14 protein-coding genes are annotated in these 19722 nt (G+C 42.9%); 7 read left to right on the plus strand and 7 right to left on the minus strand.

Going from position 1 to position 19722, the window contains the following annotated elements:
• The 4 genes from surE to rpoS all read left to right on the plus strand — a co-directional run bounded on the left by surE (position 1) and on the right by rpoS (position 3381).
• Positions 1–750, plus strand: a complete 750-nt coding sequence (gene surE, locus IUZ65_RS02300; RefSeq protein ID WP_195702191.1) for a 5'/3'-nucleotidase SurE — start codon at positions 1–3, stop codon at positions 748–750.
• A complete protein-coding gene (locus IUZ65_RS02305) occupies positions 747–1373 on the plus strand; it encodes a protein-L-isoaspartate(D-aspartate) O-methyltransferase (protein ID WP_195702192.1) in 627 nt (208 codons plus the stop codon). The genes surE and IUZ65_RS02305 overlap by 4 nt, the downstream gene beginning before the upstream one ends.
• A gap of 3 nt (positions 1374–1376) precedes the next feature.
• A complete protein-coding gene (locus IUZ65_RS02310; protein WP_195702193.1) occupies positions 1377–2333 on the plus strand; it encodes a peptidoglycan DD-metalloendopeptidase family protein in 957 nt (318 codons plus the stop codon).
• 64 nt (positions 2334–2397) lie between these two features.
• Positions 2398–3381 (plus strand): RNA polymerase sigma factor RpoS, encoded by a 984-nt coding sequence (gene rpoS, locus IUZ65_RS02315; RefSeq protein WP_195702194.1) that lies wholly within the window; start codon positions 2398–2400, stop codon positions 3379–3381.
• 71 nt (positions 3382–3452) lie between these two features.
• Here the strand turns inward: rpoS and mutS are convergent, their stop codons facing one another.
• Positions 3453–6014: a DNA mismatch repair protein MutS gene (gene mutS / locus IUZ65_RS02320; protein WP_195702195.1), complete on the minus strand. Its 2562-nt coding sequence runs from the start codon at positions 6012–6014 to the stop codon at positions 3453–3455.
• A 312-nt stretch (positions 6015–6326) separates the two neighbouring features.
• On the opposite strand from mutS, the gene IUZ65_RS02325 reads away from it, so the two are divergent.
• Entirely contained in the window at positions 6327–6809 is a 483-nt protein-coding gene (locus IUZ65_RS02325) for a CinA family protein (RefSeq protein WP_195702196.1), read from the plus strand.
• 5 nt (positions 6810–6814) lie between these two features.
• On the opposite strand, the gene IUZ65_RS02330 is transcribed toward IUZ65_RS02325, so the two are convergent.
• From IUZ65_RS02330 to gltB, 6 genes are all read right to left on the minus strand, one after another.
• On the minus strand, positions 6815–7435 hold the full coding sequence (locus IUZ65_RS02330; RefSeq protein WP_195702197.1) for a TRIC cation channel family protein: 621 nt from the start codon (positions 7433–7435) through the stop codon (positions 6815–6817).
• A 124-nt stretch (positions 7436–7559) separates the two neighbouring features.
• Positions 7560–8393: a vitamin B12 ABC transporter substrate-binding protein BtuF gene (btuF, locus tag IUZ65_RS02335; RefSeq protein ID WP_195702198.1), complete on the minus strand. Its 834-nt coding sequence runs from the start codon at positions 8391–8393 to the stop codon at positions 7560–7562.
• 1 nt (position 8394) lies between these two features.
• Positions 8395–9348, minus strand: coding sequence for a cobalamin biosynthesis family protein (locus IUZ65_RS02340; protein WP_195702199.1), 954 nt, complete (start codon positions 9346–9348; stop codon positions 8395–8397).
• A gap of 5 nt (positions 9349–9353) precedes the next feature.
• Positions 9354–10049 (minus strand): 5'-methylthioadenosine/S-adenosylhomocysteine nucleosidase, encoded by a 696-nt coding sequence (gene mtnN / locus IUZ65_RS02345; RefSeq protein ID WP_195702200.1) that lies wholly within the window; start codon positions 10047–10049, stop codon positions 9354–9356.
• Between the two features lie 305 nt (positions 10050–10354).
• The gene (locus IUZ65_RS02350) at positions 10355–11827 is read right to left on the minus strand and encodes a glutamate synthase subunit beta (protein WP_195702201.1); all 1473 of its coding nucleotides are present in this window, start codon (positions 11825–11827) and stop codon (positions 10355–10357) included.
• The gene (gltB, locus tag IUZ65_RS02355) at positions 11827–16374 is read right to left on the minus strand and encodes a glutamate synthase large subunit (protein WP_195702202.1); all 4548 of its coding nucleotides are present in this window, start codon (positions 16372–16374) and stop codon (positions 11827–11829) included. The genes IUZ65_RS02350 and gltB overlap by 1 nt, the downstream gene beginning before the upstream one ends.
• A gap of 552 nt (positions 16375–16926) precedes the next feature.
• Here gltB and IUZ65_RS02360 point away from each other — a divergent pair.
• On the plus strand, positions 16927–17883 hold the full coding sequence (locus tag IUZ65_RS02360; RefSeq protein ID WP_195702203.1) for a TIGR01212 family radical SAM protein: 957 nt from the start codon (positions 16927–16929) through the stop codon (positions 17881–17883).
• 40 nt (positions 17884–17923) lie between these two features.
• Entirely contained in the window at positions 17924–19663 is a 1740-nt protein-coding gene (locus IUZ65_RS02365; protein WP_195702204.1) for a sensor domain-containing diguanylate cyclase, read from the plus strand.
• Positions 19664–19722: the final 59 nt, after the last annotated feature.

The raw sequence follows: 19722 nt of genomic DNA on the forward strand, positions 1-19722 counted from the left end.
ATGAAGATTCTACTAAGTAATGATGATGGTGTGCATGCAAATGGAATTAAAGCACTTGCTGAATCATTAAAGGATATGGCCGAAATTGTTATTGTTGCCCCAGACCGGAATCGCTCTGGTGCATCAAACTCGTTAACACTAGAAAACCCTTTAAGGGTGGTCGAAATCGAGAAAAACATTTATTCGGTTCAAGGGACGCCAACAGATTGTGTTCATTTTGCATTAAATGAGTTGCTTAAAGATGACATGCCCGATCTTGTACTTTCTGGAATCAATCATGGTGCTAACTTAGGCGATGATGTGCTTTATTCAGGGACGGTTGCCGCCGCAATGGAAGGACACTTTCTTGGTGTTCAGTCGATTGCATTTTCATTGGTAGGCGATCAACATTTTGAGACCGCGGGTAGAATTGTTCGTGCGATTGTTGATCAACATAATATGTCGCCTATTCCGGCAAACCGACTTCTTAATATCAATATACCGGATGTACCATTTGATGAACTGAAAGGGCAGCAAGTCACACGACTTGGCGCACGTCATCACGCAGAAACCATGATCAAACAACAAGACCCTCGAGGTCATGATGTTTATTGGTTAGGGCCTCCAGGAAGAGAGCAAGATGCAGGTTTAGGTACCGACTTTTATGCGATAGAGAATGGACTGGTTTCTATTACTCCAATGCAGGTCGATTTAACGGCGCATGATTCTCTTGGTAGCATGGATACTTGGCTAAAAGGTAACGTGAAATGAGCAACCCTCAAGCAGATAGATTAATAGATTTTCTATCTTCTAGTGGAATTCAATGTCCCAAAGTACTCGATGCTATTCGTCGAGTACCGAGAGAACATTTTATATCTGAAGCGCTAATGCATCAGGCCTATGATAATAATGCTTTACCGATTGCTCATGGGCAAACAATCTCTCAGCCATATATTGTTGCCAAGATGACGGAATTGTTAAACTTGTTCCCTAATTCTAGATTACTAGAAATAGGAACAGGCTCAGGATACCAAACCGCGGTGTTGGCCCAGTTAGTGGACAGAGTTTATTCCGTAGAACGTATCAAATCATTGCAATGGGATGCGAAAAGGCGACTTAAGTTACTCGATATATACAATGTCTCTACTAAGCATGCCGATGGTTGGCAAGGATGGTCGACTCAAGCTCCTTTCGATGCGATCGTCGTTACCGCCGCGGCTACTCAGGTTCCGCAAGAGTTGTTAGCTCAGCTAGCAGACAAAGGGTGTTTAGTTATTCCAGTTGGTGGCGATAATCAACAATTGTTGAAAATAGTAAGACAAGGTGGTGAATTCATTTCAACGGTTATTGAACCGGTTCGATTTGTACCTTTAATAGCAGGTGATTTAGCGTAAAGCATGAAAAGTAAATTGAAACTGATATTTTGTATAAGCATTTTGAGCTGCGTACTTATAGGGTGCACGGCAACTTCTCCTGCGCCGGTTTCAAGCATCAATAAAGACTACAGTACGATTGAAAGAGGCAGTTACAGAGGAAGTTTTTATCAAGTGCAAAAGGGAGACACCCTTTATTTTATCGCATACGTCACAGATAAGAATGTAAATGACTTGGTTCGTTACAATGGACTTGCTGCTCCTTACACGATCAGACCGGGACAAAAACTTAAATTGTGGCAACCTGCCTATAAATCTCCAGCCTATGGAGGATCTGGCTCAGGATCTTCCGCAGTCACTGTTGCATCAGTAACCGCAGCTAGTACTGCAACTGGTGGAACATCTGTTTCATCTGTTTCTGGGGGGAAATCAACAACTCAATCTGCAAAAAAACCAGCCAATAAGACGACAAAATCAACTTCAAATAATTCAAGTTCAACCAAAAACCCCACTAAAAAGAATGTTGATCAGAGTAAATCAAAAGAGTATGTTGGCTCTAAGAGTAAACAAAATGTTAACAAAACTGTCAGTAATCCAAAGCCAAAGAATAACAAGATTTCTAAATGGATTTGGCCTACTAAAGGTAGAGTTATTAAGAAGTTTTCTTCCGGAGACCAGGGAAATAAAGGTATTGACATAGCAGGGCAGCGAGGTCAATCCATCATTTCTACGGCAGGCGGTAAAATCGTTTACTCTGGGAATGCACTTCGAGGATACGGTAACTTAATTATTGTGAAACATAATGATAACTATCTAAGTGCATATGCCCACAACGACCGTTTGCTAGTAAGCGAAGGACAAAATGTAAAAGCAGGACAAAAAATAGCAACCATGGGAAGTTCTGGTAGCAATAACGTAAAACTGCATTTTGAAATTCGTTATCAAGGTAAGTCTGTTAATCCACAGAGGTACTTGCCTTAAGAAAAAATTACTTCAACGACATTTATAAAAAGAATGTCTTGCTAGCTCGCCAAGGGGAGGCACTATGGGTATCAGCAATGCAGCAACAAAAGTCGAAGAGTTCGAGACAAACGAGAAAGCTCTGGAAGAGCTGGGTTCGGGTCGTCTTGTACAAGAAGTTAAATCTAAAAAGGTAGCTAAAGAAGAGTTAGAAGTCACCGCTAAAAGTCTAGATGCAACACAACTTTATCTTGGGGAAATTGGTTTCTCTCCACTATTAACGGCAGAAGAAGAAGTGTTGTACGCTCGAAGAGCTTTACGCGGCGACGAAGCAGCACGTAAACGTATGATTGAAAGTAATCTGCGTCTTGTGGTTAAGATATCACGTCGTTACAGTAACCGAGGACTCGCGTTACTTGATCTCATTGAAGAAGGCAACCTAGGCCTTATCCGTGCAGTTGAGAAATTTGATCCAGAACGTGGATTTAGATTCTCTACATACGCCACGTGGTGGATTCGTCAAACAATAGAACGTGCATTGATGAACCAGACACGCACCATCCGTTTACCCATCCACGTTGTTAAAGAGTTAAATATCTATCTAAGAACCGCGCGTGAACTTTCACAAAAGTTGGATCACGAGCCTACAGCAGAAGAAATTGCTGAAAAACTAGATAAGCCTGTGAGTGATGTCAGTAAGATGTTACGTCTAAACGAGCGAGTAAGCTCGGTAGATACACCGATTGGTGGTGATGGCGAAAAAGTACTACTCGATATTATTCCAGATACTAACCACTCAGATCCTGAGGTATCAACTCAAGATGATGATATTAAAAATTCGCTTATCGACTGGTTAGATGAATTAAACCCTAAGCAGAAAGAAGTACTCGCGAGACGGTTTGGATTACTTGGTTACGAGCCGTCAACACTTGAAGAAGTCGGCCGTGAAATTAGCCTAACACGTGAACGTGTACGTCAGATACAGGTGGAAGGTTTACGCCGGTTACGTGAAATCTTACTCAAGCAGGGATTGAATATGGAATCTCTATTTGATGTTGATCAGATGTAATTTTACTTGGCGAAATTGAAAGGCGTTTGCTTGGTTAATCTATTAACCTAGCAGCGCCTTTTTCATTGCTTTTAAAGCAGCTTTTTCAAACGATACAACTCATCTAAAGCCTGCCTTGGCGTTAGGTCATCCGGGTCGATATTCGATAACGCTTCTTCTACTTCACTTGGTTCAGGTATTAAGCTGAGTTGATTAGCAATATCGACTTCATTTTTGTTTCCACGTGGTTGATCGGCAAGTTTTTCTAGTTGATTTAGTTTTGCCCTTGCGTTTCTGATTACGGTCTTAGGTACGCCTGCTAATCCAGCCACAGCTAAACCGTAGGATTTGCTTGCCGCGCCTTCTTGCACAGCATGCATAAAGGCGATGCTGTCACCATGCTCGACGGCATCCAGATGTACATTGGCTAAATGGTCGACTAAATTTGGCAATTCTGTAAGCTCAAAATAGTGGGTAGCAAACAGCGTCATTGACCCAATTTGATTGGCCAGCCATTCTGCACTGGCCCAGGCCAAAGACAGCCCATCATAGGTACTGGTTCCGCGACCTATTTCGTCCATTAACACTAAGCTGTGTGGGGTTGCGTTGTGTAGAATATTGGCGGTTTCAGTCATTTCAACCATAAAGGTTGAACGACCAGATGCGAGGTCATCAGAGGCGCCAATTCGAGTGAAAATTCTGTCAATCGAGCCAATAACGGCCTCTTCTGCTGGTACATAGGAACCAATATGGGCGAGTAATACAATAAGCGCAGTTTGGCGCATATAGGTTGACTTACCCCCCATATTTGGACCTGTAATAATCAACATCTTACGACTTGGGTTCAGGTCGATAGGATTCGCAATAAATGGGTCATTCATCACCTGTTCAACAACCGGGTGTCGTCCATTTTTTATCTGTATTCCAACGGAATCAGTCAATTTTGGACGGCAATAACCTAAGCTATCGGCTCTTTCTGCCAAATTTTGCAATACATCTAATTGTGAAATCGCAGACGCTAAATTTTGCATCTGTTCTAAATGAGGAAGCAATAAGTCAAAAAGTTGCTCCCAAAGTTGTTTCTCTATCGCCAGTGCTTTAGATTTAGAGCTTAGCACCTTATCTTCATGTTCTTTTAGTTCTGGAATGATATAGCGTTCAGCGTGTTTTAGTGTTTGTCGACGCAAATAGTGTGCGGGAACGAGATGGCTCTGGCCACGGCTGACTTGAATATAAAAGCCATGTACGTTGTTGAACCCCACCTTTAGCGATTCTATACCGTGTGTTTCTCTCTCTTCCAATTCTAGTTTTTCTAAATATTCTGTCGCGCCGTCAGCGAGTGTGCGCCATTCGTCGAGTTCTTCACTGTACCCTGGAGCGATGACGCCACCATCTCTGATAACTACAGGAGGGTTTTCTTTCACTGCGGTTTCTAATAGATGACAGATGTCGTCCATTGGTGCGGCATATTGAGCCAGTTTAGCCACGTATGGATTTGATAAGGTTTGCAAATAGCTTTCAAGTTCAGGAAGTTGTTGCATAGCATGACGTAGGCGGGCTAGATCTCGAGGTCTAGCGGTACGAATGGCTAAACGAGCAATGATTCGCTCAATGTCACCAATCTGCTTAAGAACCGGCTTGAGCTCGACAAATGCACCTTGATCTTTTATCTCTGATATTGCCGACAAGCGCTGATTTAAAGTCTCTTTGCAACGCATAGGCTGATGCAGCCAACGTTGAAGCATTCGGCTTCCCATCGCGGTAGAGCTATGATCGATTACAGATCCGAGTGTATTGTCGTATCCACCCGATAGGTTTTGCGTTATTTCTAAGTTGCGGCGAGTGGCTGCATCGAGGATCACAGAATTATCTTGGCTGTCAAAGGTGAGCGAGCGAATATGTGGCAGTGCCGTTTTTTGAGTATCCTTTACATATTGAATTAGGCATCCAGCGGCACATAGGCCTAAGCTCGCTTGTTCTACGCCAAACCCAATTAAATCACGTGTACCAAACTGTTGATTGAGCTGTTGTTTAGCGGTGTCTAATTCAAATTCCCAAACTGGACGACGACGGCTCCCTTTAATGCTTGAAATAACATCGATAGGTTCAAAGTCTTCAGGGAAAAGGAGTTCTTTTGGTGTGGTTCGTTGTAGCTCTGCAAGCATAGCCTCTTCAGTCTCAGGCTGAGATAACTGAAAGCGGCCAGACGTAATATCTAATGTGGCATAACCAAATTTGCCTTTCTGGTGATAAATAGCCGCAACTAGGTTATCAGAACGTTCTGAAAGTAAGGCTTCATCAGTCACAGTTCCAGGCGTTATGATGCGAACAACTTGTCGTTCTACTGGGCCTTTACTGGTGGCGGGGTCGCCAATCTGTTCACATATAGCTATAGATTCGCCCAACTGAACTAACTTGGCGAGATAGCCTTCAACGGCATGAAAAGGAACGCCAGCCATCGGAATCGGTTCACCAGCAGACGCCCCGCGTTTTGTAAGCGAAATATCTAAAAGCTGGGACGCTTTTTTAGCATCATCATAGAAAAGCTCGTAGAAATCGCCCATACGATAAAATAGTAAAATCTCAGGATTTTCTGCCTTGAGTCTTAGGTATTGTTGCATCATCGGCGTGTGTGTGTGAGTCGCTTTTGTCATGGTGACCTTAGTGATCGCTAGTGAACTGATTTTTGTGACGTTAAGGATACTTGAATCGACATTACAGGCAAGATGATTTAGAGGAATTTTGGATCGTCCTTCATCCAGGTAACGTTAATTTAATATGAGTGACATTCCTCAATGTCGTTCTTTTCGTTAGATATAAGGGCATTGCATAACCATTCATTTTTTGGATTGTCTGAGGTTGAAAATAATGAGCAAATAAAAATGAGTTCTTTGACAATGATTTTTAGAGCGTTAGGATATGTAAATAAACAATAAAAATAGAGTCAATAAGAGGGTTTTTGACCGATGCTATCACTAAGCGAATTAAGCCAAAAAGTAGGTGTTTTATTAGCAGAAAATAACCATGTTTTGGTTACGGCAGAATCTTGTACCGGGGGAGGTATTGCGTCTGCCATTACCGATATTTCAGGGAGTTCCGCTTGGTTTGATAGAGCGTTTGTTACTTATAGCAATGAAGCAAAAATGGACATGATTGGTGTCAGTCCTAAAACACTCAATATCTATGGTGCGGTAAGTCAGGAAACGGTAGAAGAGATGGCATCTGGAGCGTTAAGACATTCACAAGCAACGATATCAATATCGGTGAGTGGGATAGCGGGTCCGACAGGAGGAACGGAGGATAAACCAGTAGGAACCGTATGGTTTGGCTGGAAAATAGGCAACCAGTTTGAAGAGCAAGAGATGGTTTGTTTTAGTGGTAATAGAGAAAGAGTCCGCGAACAGGCGTGTTATCACGCCCTTGCTAAGTTAGTAGAGCTATTAAGTTAAGTTCATTATCGATGAAGAGCGAAAGTAGGCAGTGATAGGTGCCACTTAATTGCGCCCAATCGAATGATCAGTGTGGCGAGAGCGCCCGCGATAAATGCCGTTCTATTGCTGTAGTCGAAATAGAGTGCTCCAACGTGAATACTGCCACCGATAATGCAAGCGGTGGCATAAACTTCACTTCTTAGCACCATTGGTATCTCTCGTGCGAGTACGTCACGAATAATACCGCCACCACATCCAGTAATAACCCCCATAATCACGGCAATCAAGTACGAGTCTTGAAATAATAGTGACTTTTCTACACCAATACCGACGAACGCACCTAGCCCGATGGCATCACAAACTGGCAATACAAACCAAGGTAAACGCTTCGGTCGACGAATAATTATCATGGTTAACAAACAGGTGATGATAATTATCCAGATGTAGGCGATGTCTGTAATCCAAAATACAGGCGTAGCACCTAATGCCATATCTCGGATAGATCCGCCCCCAATAGCTGTAACGCTACCAAGCACAATGACACCAAATGGGTCCATCTTTAACCGTCCAGCGAGCAGTACGCCTGAAATAGCAAAAACAGCGGTTCCAAATATATCAATAAAGTAAAGTAGGGTAGAATCCATAGGTGACTAAAAACTAGTTAGGGTGAAAATTGGCTCGATTTTACTCCAATTTCTAGTGTGATGACGAAGTATTTATCCTAATCCGTCGGATTACATTAATGATGGATACACTACTGCGTATATTTTATCTAAGTGTCTCCGGGTTGTATTCCTTTCTGGCGATGTCAAAAAACTCACAGGCTTGTGCCACTGCCTTTAATGAACGAGGAGTGGGGCGGTTTAACCAATCGGCATTGAGCGACCAGATAAACTGATGCTTAACTGCGGGTATTTGCTCTTGCCATGGTTGCCAAATTTCCGTGTTTTGTATCGTGTGAGGTGACGTAAACATCACTTCTGGTGCCTTTAAGATAACTTGTTCTAAACCTACTTGTGGGTAGGGTATTGGGGATTGTTCAAAGATATTCACGCCACCACAGAGTGAAAAAACCTCGCTAGGCCAATGGTTTTTCGCAATGGTGTATATGGGTTTGCTACTTAGTTGATAAAAATAGGAAACTGGAACGTTATTGGAGTAGTGGTTTTGTAGCCTCTTTAGTTCTGTTCTATAGGCTTGTGCATTGTCATGACCAATTTTTGCAGAGTCTGCATATTGACTTAATTCGTCAATTCTATCGGCTATTTCAGATAAATAAGTTGTATCGGAATAATAGATGGAAAAACCAAGCTCTTTAAGTTGGTTGAGAGCCTTCATTGAACCACCAGATCGCCAAGCAACAATAAGATCTGGATTGAGAGCGACAATCCTTTCGATATTAACGCTGTCAAAACTGGCCACTATTTCTAGTGATTGCGCCTCTTCTGGATAGTTACTGTACTTGCTCACTGCAACCAGTTTATCACCTAACCCTGCCGCGTAGATTAACTCAGTGGAAGATGGGGCAAGTGAGATCACTCGATCTATGCAATAAGCGAATGAGGAGACTGAAAATAATAAAACGAATAGAGTAAGACGCAAGCTAAATACCTTGATAAAACAAAAACATAATTATGCTTTGCAGTGCTATCCAGACAAAAAGTCGCCATGCGAGTAGTTTTTGGATCTGACCAAGATGCAACGCCCCCGGTGCAACTCTGCCACCTATTTTTGGTCGGATAGTTTTATTGTTGCCGTAAATAGCGGGGCCACCTAAGGAGAGCTCTAATTTATTGCCAACCGAAGAAAGAAGCCAAGCAGATCCGGGCGTTGGCCATGTTTTACTCTGCGTTAATACTTGAGTAAAAACCTGCATTGCATTCTTTCCAATGATGATCATGATACTGAACATGCGCAGTGGTATAAACTCAACCAGTGCCAACATTCGAATAGAAGTAAGGCCAAAAGGGAGGAACTCACTGCGGCTAGGAGACCATGCTCTGGCTAATTCGGATATTAACCTAAACATGAGCGCGCCAATCCCGCCGGTTAAGCCAAACCAAAAAAGCACGGACACAACGTTTCGACCATAACCCAAAATCAAGGTTTCAGCACCCGCTTTGCCAATACCTAATGGGGACAAAGACTTTGTTTCTCTATTTAGAATCGGCAGAAGAAGGCTTCGGGCAAGTTTTTTATCTTCTTTTGCAAGCGCATCCGCCAGAGCGTGGCCCAGTTTTTCACTATTTCGCCAATCAATAGCAAGCAATAAAAGAGCAAGATCGAACAACTGAGGTTGCCAAACCAATGGTTTTAGTGCGACCAAAACGGCAAATGCGGGCAAGGTCATTAACATCCACGCTAAAGAGCCTGAAAGAATACTTTGGGAATGGCTTTTATTAGTATTGACCTTTTCTGCCAATATTCTGGCAAAGGCGCGCCATAATGTCGCAGGATGAGCCGACATAGGAATAGGTAAGATTAAGTGGAAGAGCAAGCCCCCCCACAAAACCAATAGAGCGCCATTACTTACTATCTGGTCGAATGCTGTTTGCATATTGGCTATTTCAACAATTTAACCATGTTGATGACCATTTCAGATGAATTTTTTGCGGCCAGTGGCAGAAACTCATCAAAGCTCATTGGAGACTCTTTATCCGCAACATCAGATATCGCGCGTACAACGACGAATGGGATATTAAATTGATGACAAGTCTGAGCAATGGCTGCCGCTTCCATTTCAACGGCGATAACCGACGGAAAATAGTTGTGAATATATTGTGCTTTCTCATCGGTACAGACAAAAACATCGCCAGTACAAATAAGACCTCGAACAGAGTGTTGCCCATCTTTCATCGCTATCGCTTTCTCAGTTATTCTGATGAGATTATCATCGGCTGTAAATGCGGCGGGTTGTGCTGCCATTTGCCCCATTTCATAACCAAATGCGGTAACGTCTACATCGTGATGACGAACCTCTGTTGATACAACAACGTCACCTAGGTTTAGGCTCGAGTCAAAGCCTCCGGCAGAGCCAGTATTAATGACAATATCTGGACAATATTGGTCTAAAAGAATGGCGGTTCCAATGGAAGCGGCAACTTTACCAATACCCGATTGAAGTAAAACAACATCAACCCCTTCTATCTGGCCAGAAAAAAAAGTACTGCTTCCTTTTTTCTCTTCTACACAGTTAGACAATGCGTCTTTTAAGATGGACACTTCTTGTTCCATCGCACCAATAATGCCGATTTTCATGATTTTCTCTTAGAGATTTAAATAGATAGCTAATGTGAGATTGTAGCATATAGATTTGGACTGGGAATCTAGAATTTAGACGCGAGCCTATGCTTATCTGGAAAACGAACTGTTCAGCAATGTGGATATCATAAAGCAGATATCAATAGGTTGGGAGGCTCATTGTTAAGTGTACTAGGAGGTCACTTTATATACGTACATGGACGTTTTGAGTACTTGTTGTTTAAGACTCAAGAACAAAAAAGGCCAGCTAAAATAGCTGGCCAAAACAAAGTTTGGAAGGAAACCTTTGTTATATAAAAAGATTAAGCATTTGAAAGCATCAACGAATCTGCTTTGGCTTCCAAATTAGTACCCCCCATCAAGTAAGCATCTACTGCGCGAGCACATTCACGGCCTTCGTTGATACAACGAACCACTAATGATTGACCTGTACGCATATCACCTGCAGCAAAGATACCTTTTTGGTTGGTAGCAAAGTCTTCTGTCGCGACGTTACCGCGATCATCCAATTTGATGTCAAGTTGGGCGAGAACACCGGTTGGTTCCGGGTGAAGGAAACCCATTGCCAAGAAAGCTTTATCACAAGGAACAACGCGTTCACTACCTTCAACTTCTTTAAAGTTTGGACGTTCGCCTGGTTTCGCGTCTTCCCACTCTATATCCGCTAAACGTAAACCCGTTACCTGACCTGATTCGTCACCGATGAACTCTTTGGTTAGAATGTTCCAGTGACGTTCACAACCTTCTTCATGGGAAGACGATGTACGAAGAATCATTGGATACTCAGGCCATGGCATGTTTACAGGACGCTTCTCTGGTGGCATTGGCATGATTTCAACTTGAGTAATACTTGTTGCACCATGACGGTTTGATGTACCCACACAGTCAGAACCAGTATCGCCTCCACCAATGACAATCACGTTGCAATCTTTCGCATGAATCTCTTCAGTCTTTAGATTCATGTTGTTTGCACGGCGGTTATTTTGACCGAGGAATTCCATCGCAAAATGAACGCCTTTAAGTTCACGCCCTGGGATCGGAAGATCACGAGGAACGGTAGAACCTCCGGTTAATATAACGGCATCAAAGTCTTGACGAAATTGCAGAGCGTTAATGTCTACACCGATATGAGAATGGGTTTCAAAAATGATTCCAGCATCCTCCATCAGGTTGATTTTACGATCAATAACATCCATGCCTAGTTTAAAGTCAGGGATACCAAAACGTAATAAACCACCTATTTTCTCATCACGCTCATAGACAGTCACGCAGTGGCCAGCGCTGTTCAGTTGTTCTGCAGCAGCAAGACCAGCCGGACCTGAACCGACAATGGCCACTGTTTTACCAGAGCGAATACGTGGCTTTTTAGGTTGAGCATACCCTTCACGGTACGCAGTCTCTACAATCGTTTTTTCAATGTTACAGATAGTGATTGGGTCTTGGTTAATACCCAGTACACAGGCTGTCTCACAAGGAGCAGGGCAAATACGACCCGTGAACTCTGGGAAGTTATTTGTGCTGCTCAGAATGTGCCATGCTTCTTCCCAGCTATCACGATAGACCGCATCGTTAAATTCAGGAATGATATTACCAATAGGGCAGCCGCTATGACAAAACGGCACGCCACAATCCATGCAACGAGAAGCTTGAGTTTCAATGTTTTCACCAAACTCTTCGTTTAGAACGAACTCTTTATTGTTTTGAATACGAACACTAGGGTCGGTCTTCTTTGGCAGTTCACGACCATGCTCTAAAAATCCAGTAGCCTTACCCATTATACTGCCTCCAACATTTCCGTGTTTACTGCTTGAGCATCCGCTTTGCGCTTTTGCATTACTGCTTTGTAATCGCGTGGCATTACTTTGATCATTTGCGCTAAGTTTGCGTCAAAATCATCAAGGAAAGCTTTTGCTACCGAACTTCCAGTGAACTTGATGTGTTTAGTTAACATATCTTCAAGAAGATCTCTATCTTCTTGTTCAATTGGATCTAGGTCGACAAGTTCGGGGTTAAGTCTCTTATCGAAGTCCCCAACTTTGTCCCAAACATAAGCCGTACCGCCACTCATGCCTGCTGCAAAGTTTCTACCTGTTGAGCCAAGGATAATGGCAATACCACCGGTCATATATTCACAACCGTGGTCTCCAATACCTTCTACAACTACTTTCGCACCTGAGTTTCTTACACAGAAACGTTCGCCAGCAAGGCCTCTAATGAATGACTCACCAGAGGTTGCGCCGTAAAAACAGACGTTACCAACAACGATATTCTCTTCTGGCACAATGGTAGTGTTTGAATCCGGGTAGAGCACGAGGGTACCGCCAGATAGGCCTTTACCCCAGTAATCATTCGCATTACCTTCAACTTCAAACTTCACACCTTTTGCAAGGAATGCACCGAAGGATTGACCTGCAGAACCGGTGAATTTGACTTCCATCGGTTTTGGTAGCCCTTGGTCTTTGTATACTTTCGAAATTTCATTCGATAGCATAGTACCGGTACTACGATCGGTGTTTATTATTGGCAAGCTTGCTGAAACCGATTCGCCTTTCTCTAATGCTGGTTTCGCTATCTTAATCAGCTTACGGTCAATAACATCTCCAAGTTGGTGGTTCTGTTTGATTTGGTTATAGACGCCATCTGCTTCACGCGCTTTTTCAACATGAAGTACAGGTGTTAGGTCAAGGTTCTTATATTTCCAATGTTTAATATCATCACGTACTTTTAATTTGTGAGATTGACCAACCATTTCTTGAATAGTGCGGAACCCAAGTTCTGCCATTACTTCACGTAGGCCTTCAGCCATGTATTGGAAGAAAGTAACCACGTCATCTACACGGCCGTCGAAGCGTTCACGCAGTGTCTTGTTCTGTGTGGCGATACCTACAGGGCAAGTGTTTTTATGGCACTTACGCATCATGATACAACCTTCAACAACCAGTGCAGCCGTTGCTACACCCCATTCTTCAGCACCTAACAGTGTTGCAACTGCAAGGTCACGTGGTGTTTTCATCTGACCATCTGACTGAACAACAATACGGTTACGTAGACCATTTTTCAGCAACGTTTGGTGCGTTTCTGCCAATCCCAGTTCCCAAGGAAGGCCAGTATGACGAATGGACGAAATAGGTGAAGCACCTGTACCGCCATCAAAGCCTGCAATAAGGACGACATCGGCTTTGGCTTTTGCAACGCCAGAAGCGATAGTACCTACACCGGCTTCAGACACGAGTTTCACGTTCACTCGGCCATCACGGTTCGCATTCTTCAAGTCGTAGATCAGCTGAGCCAGATCCTCGATTGAGTAGATATCGTGGTGCGGTGGTGGTGAAATCAAGCCGACACCTGGAGTAGAGTGACGAGTTGCCCCGATCCAATCATCCACTTTATCGCCTGGTAATTGACCACCTTCGCCGGGTTTCGCTCCCTGCGCCATCTTAATCTGAATTTCATCAGCATTCGTGAGGTAGTAAGAGGTAACACCAAAGCGGCCAGAGGCAACTTGTTTAATTGCTGAACGTTCCCAATCTCCATTCTCTTTTCTTTCGAAACGATCAGGATCTTCACCACCTTCACCGGAGTTCGATTTCGCTCCAATACGATTCATCGCAACAGCAAGTGTTGAGTGCGCTTCGTAGGAGATAGAACCAAAGCTCATTGCACCAGTGGCAAAGCGCTTGAGAATGCTTTCAATTGGTTCCACTTCTTCAAGAGGAATGGATCCAGAAGGGTTGTTAACGAAATCTAGTTGACTACGTAGTGTTGCTGCGTTGTCCCCTTGAGCGTCTACAGCATTGGTATACTGTTTGAACTGATCGTAGTCTTTGTTACGCGTAGACTTTTGAAGCAGTGAAATCGTTTCTGGATTAAACAGGTGTTTTTCACCACGTTGTTTCCATTGATAAACACCACCCACATCCAGCATCTGTACTGGAATCTCACGAGTCGGGAAGCCGATACGATGACGTACCAATACTTCTTTCGCAATGTCGTCGATAGTCAAACCTTGAATACGAGTAACGGTACCTGTGAAGTACTTATCAACCACAGATTTGCTGATACCAAGCGCTTCGAAGATCTGTGCGCCATGGTAAGACTGCAGTGTAGATATGCCCATCTTAGAGAAGATCTTAAGCAAGCCGCCATTGACACCATTACGATAGTTGCAAAACAACGTTTCTGATGGCGTTTCTGCGTCTAGTTTCTTCTTCTTCTGAAGGTCAACAATGGATTCCATTACTAGGTAAGGGTTAACCGCATTGGCACCATAACCAATAAGTGTTGCGAAATGGTGAGTTTCACGAGCATCACCTGTTTCAACAACGATGTCACATTTAGCACGTAATCCTTTACGAATTAAGTGATGGTGAACGGCACCAACAGCAAGCATGGCAGGAATCGCAGCATGATTAGAGTTGGTTGCACGGTCAGTCAGAAGAATAATTGAGTAGCCATCGTTAACCGCATCTTCAGCATACTGACAGATTCGTTTAAGAGCGCGCTCTAGCTTGCCTTCTTCTTCACTTGCACGGAATACTATATCAAGCGTTTTAGCTTGGAGGTATTCGTTATCAATGGCTCGTAGTTTCTCTAACTCAGAGTTAGAAAGAACAGGCGACTCAAGCTCAACTTTTTGACAGTGTTCTGCTGTTTCAGTTAGTAGGTTCTGATCTTTACCTAGGTAAGTATTCAGAGACATAACCATACGTTCACGAATCGGATCAATAGGTGGGTTGGTTACCTGAGCAAAGAGCTGTTTAAAGTAGTTAGATAAGTGTTGGGACTGGTGAGAAAGTATCGCCAGTGGCCAATCTGCGCCCATGGAGCCTAGAGGTTCTTTACCTTCTCTAGCCATCGGAACAATAATTTCGTTTACTTCTTCAGTTGTGATACCAAAAGCCTGTTGGCTATGAAGTAAGCGTTCTGCAGAAGGTTGGTGATGCATGTTATCCGCATCAGGCAACTTCTTCAGGCTTAATAAGTTGTCTTTAACCCACTGCTGATAGGGCTGAGATGAAGCGATACCATCTTTCACTTCTTCATCAGAAATAATGCGGCCTTGTTCAAGGTCAGCCACAAAGATACGACCTGGTTGTAAACGACCGTGATATTCCACATTGTTTGGTTCAATCTCTACCACACCAGATTCAGATGCCATCACTAGGAAGTTATCTTTGGTTACTGTATAGCGAGAAGGGCGAAGACCGTTACGGTCTAGTGTCGCTCCTACTTGAACACCATCAGTGAAACAGACAGAAGCTGGGCCATCCCATGGTTCCATCAAGTTCGCGTGATATTGATAAAATGCACGGCGGGTCTTGTCCATGTTTTTGTTTTCTTGCCACGCTTCAGGAATCATCATCATGAGTGCATGTGGCAATGAACGACCAGAAAGAACCAGCAGTTCTAGCGCCATATCAAAGTTAGATGAGTCCGACATCCCTTCCTGACAAATAGGAAGCAACATATCGATTTCAGCTTGAGTGAACAGATCTGACTCAAGAATCGCTTCACGGGCCTTCATCCAGTTTAAGTTACCGCGTACGGTGTTAATTTCACCATTGTGTGCGATATAACGGAAAGGCTGAGCTAGACGCCATCTAGGGAAGGTATTGGTAGAGAAACGAGAGTGTACTAACGCTAGAGCGGTAACCATGGCTGGATTGCCAAGGTCTAAGAAGTATTGAGGTACTTGCTCAGTAGTTAACTGACCTTTATAAACAAGCGTCTTATAAGACATTGAGTTGATATAAAACTCGTCTTTGATATTAGAGACACTTTCTAGGCATACACGAACGGTGTAGTTACGTAATACATACAGTTTACGTTCAAGTTCTTCAGGTGTTGTTCCTGGGCTACCAGAAATAAAGACATGCTCGAATTGTGGCTCAGTAGTTAGTGGATCATCACCAAGCATAGAGTTGTCTACAGGGAGAACTCGATAACCTACGATTTCTAGATCGAGTCGACGTGCGTTACGCTCTAAAATATCGCGGCACTGCTGACGTTTGTACTTATCTTTAGGGAAAAGTAATACGCCCACACCATACTTTTCAAAAGACGGTAGCTTAATACCAAGCTTTACCGACTCTTCAAGTAAAAATTCATGAGGTTTTTGTAGCAAGATTCCAGCACCGTCTCCGCTGCATGGATCACAACCTTGACCGCCACGGTGTTCCATTCTCGCTAGCATATCTAGCGCCTGGGTTACAACGTCGTGCGATTTACGGTTTTTTAAGTGAGCAACAAAACCAATACCACAAGCGTCATGCTCCAATTCAGGAGTATAAAGACCTTGTTTTTTCTGCTCTCTATCTACCATAAGATACATCCTTCCAATTAAATTTCAGGCGTAACATGCCTAAGGCATTTCCACCCTGTCATTTTATTATTTGTATAGTTCATAGCATCACCAAGTGTGGTTAGCTTGAGTCCATTCCGTTCTTCACAGGAAATTTATTTGTGAAAAAAACATTTCCGTCAGTGTTATCCGTTGTTATCAGGCCACTTTATGGTGGTTTGTGTTGGCGGGTTGGATATACACAGATTATTCTGCATTAAAATGCGGGCCCTTTCCCTAGGGTTTTAAATGCAGACATCCATCCATCCTACAATTTTGTGTAGCTTAATTCCATCAAAAAGTTGAGCTTGATTCTGTTTTTTTAATAAACACATGAATAATAAACAGTAAAAATGCCCCAAAGATGCCAATTTCAAGCGAAGATAGTGCATTTTTATTAGAATCTGTATCGCTTTATTGATATGGGATAGTGAATCACTTTGTACCACTGCCTATAATTTCGCGGCGTTATTTTTCAATGATGTAATTTTCTTTCATATGCACTCAATAACCAGAAGTAGGTAGTTCGAATCGATGCAATTACATGAATTAGTCAATACCCTTGGTCAAGACCTTCAACATAGATATGGAGAAAAAGTCCATAAACTAACGCTACATGGCGGTTTTAGCTGTCCTAATAGAGATGGAACGCTAGGGCGAGGTGGTTGTACTTATTGTAATGTGGCTTCTTTTTCTGATGAGAAAACTCAGAAACAGAGCATCTTAGAACAGCTAACAGAGCGAGCGGGGGAGGTGAAGAGAGCCAAAAGGTATCTCGCTTACTTTCAAGCTTACACAAGCACCTATGCTGAAGTTCAGACCCTTAAAAACATGTATGAAGAAGCGTTAAAGCTCGCGGATATGGTTGGTTTGTGTGTAGGAACTCGGCCAGACTGCGTTCCTGACGCGGTTTTAGATTTGTTATCTAATTATGTTCAGCAAGGTTACGAGATTTGGCTCGAGTTGGGTTTACAAACAGCAAACAACGATACGTTGAAACGTATAAATAGAGGGCATGATTTCGAATGCTATGCAGAGATCACTAAAAAAGCTCGGGCATTGGGTATAAAAGTGTGTACGCATCTCATCATCGGTTTACCAAAAGAGACCAAAATCGATTACCTCGACACGATGGGGAAGGTTTTGGAAGTGGGCACGGATGGTATAAAACTTCATCCACTGCATATCGTTGAGGGGAGTACGATGGCCAAAGCGTGGAGAACTGGTCGATTAGAAGCCCCAGAAATGGACGAATATGTTGCTGTAGCCAGTGAACTTATTCGAATGACACCTCCAGAAGTGGTGTATCACAGAGTCTCTGCCGCCGCCCGCCGCCCGACTTTACTTGCTCCACTTTGGTGTGAAAATAGATGGTTAGGGATGACAGAAATAGGACGAGCATTGGACAAAGATGGTGCGCAAGGCTCTTTGACCGATGTTCCATTCGTGTACTCAATACCGATAGTTAAAGAACAGAGCAGAACAAACTGATATATTCGTAACAATTATTTATAAATGAACACGATACGAAATGGACAACCTGTTTTATCAGATAGCAAAATGGAATTACTTTGCAGAAATAGAAGTGCTGGTGGTTGTAATCGCATTCTCTATCATCGTTATGCAGAGGCGAAAGTATCAAAATCAAATTACCTCTTACTATAAGAATGCGCCAATCGCAATAATGGTGATTGATAGGGAGTCAGGTATCATTTCGCTATCTAATCGAAGTGCTATGCAACAACTAGGCATAAGAAAAATTGGGGAAAAATACCTATACCCATCAGGGTTAGAAGAGGCCTCTTTTTTAAAGACATTTAAACCGATCAGTGGCAAGCGCTTTCAAAACCTTGAACAGACGTGGACCACTTCAGATAGACCTCCAATCCATATTGACTTTTCTGGGCAAAAAATTCGTTTCAATAACCGTTCATCTTGGTTGTTGTATGCAACTTTGCATCAAAATTCTGGCTTAGAAAATGAACAAGTGAAAACCTCCTTAAGGATTGCTAGAACCTCGCTCGATACACTTTCTGAACTAATTTATATCAAGAATAAAGACGGTCATATTGTCGATACCAACCACGCCTTTGATAAGTTTTGGAAAGGAAGAGTTGACGAGTCCGATGTCGATATTGAAGGAATCCTTCAAGGAAGAAGTACACAGAGGCGTTGGACAACCGATCCCGAAGGTAGAGGTTGCTTGCTAGAAACCTCACAATCGACACTACTATCGAGCGATGGCGAGGTTCTTGGTTCTCTAGGTATAAGCCATGATGTCACCGATTGGTTTAAGATGCAGCAGGACCTACGTGATGAAATGGAGAAGCGCAAGGGAACAGAGATAGCTCTGGCACAAAGGGATACTATTTTAGAATCCTTGTTAGAATCTTCACCCGACGGTATTGCATTGTTCAATGAAAACAAAGTGTATGAAGCATGTAACCAAGCCTTTGCTGATATGCTGGGCATTGCTGACTACACGACGCTAGTGGGAAAACGAATTGAAGAGGTTTTGCTACAGAAAATGGATAAAGATATCTCTCGCACCGATGAGCAAGTACTCAAAGACGGTAAACCATTGAGATATCGTGAGCAGACGTTTGATGAGAACGGTCATCCTAGATGGTTTGACGTTGTAAAATCGCCTTATAAAGATCCTAACTCTGGGGCGAATGGTGTATTGCTTATGACTCGAGATGTGACCGATAGTTGCCTAGTGGAAATGCAGTTGGAAGAGATGAATCATGAATTAGAAAGGCTAAGCTTTTTGGATGGCTTAACGCAAATAGCGAATAGAAGAAGCTTTGACGAACAACTTGATACGATATTGAATATTCATAAAAGACAAAAAATGTCACTCACAGTGATGCTGTGCGATATCGATTTCTTTAAAGACTTTAATGATAACTATGGGCACCAAAAAGGTGATGAAACGTTAAGGCTCGTAGCACAGTCATTTCAACAGGTCCTGACACGTTCATCGGATTGTGTAGCAAGGTATGGTGGCGAAGAATTTGGCTTCGTTATTCCGAATACCAATTACAACGGAGCACAAGTACTGGCAAGAAAAATTCATGATGTGATTAAGGAGCTAAATATTAAGCATGAGTTCTCGTCAGTGAGCGATCGAATTACATTGAGTATTGGTGTTGTATCGGTAACACCGACGAGCAACGATGTGCCCAATAGATTAATAGGCTATGCAGATCAGGCCCTTTATTCAGCGAAAAAACAGGGGCGAAACCAGACCCGATATCATCAAAATTAGTGGTAAAAAGTGATAGGTAGTACTTACAAGCTACTTCCTAATGGATAGAATAGCGTATC

Source organism: Vibrio sp. VB16 (genome assembly GCF_015594925.2).
GTDB lineage: Bacteria > Pseudomonadota > Gammaproteobacteria > Enterobacterales > Vibrionaceae > Vibrio.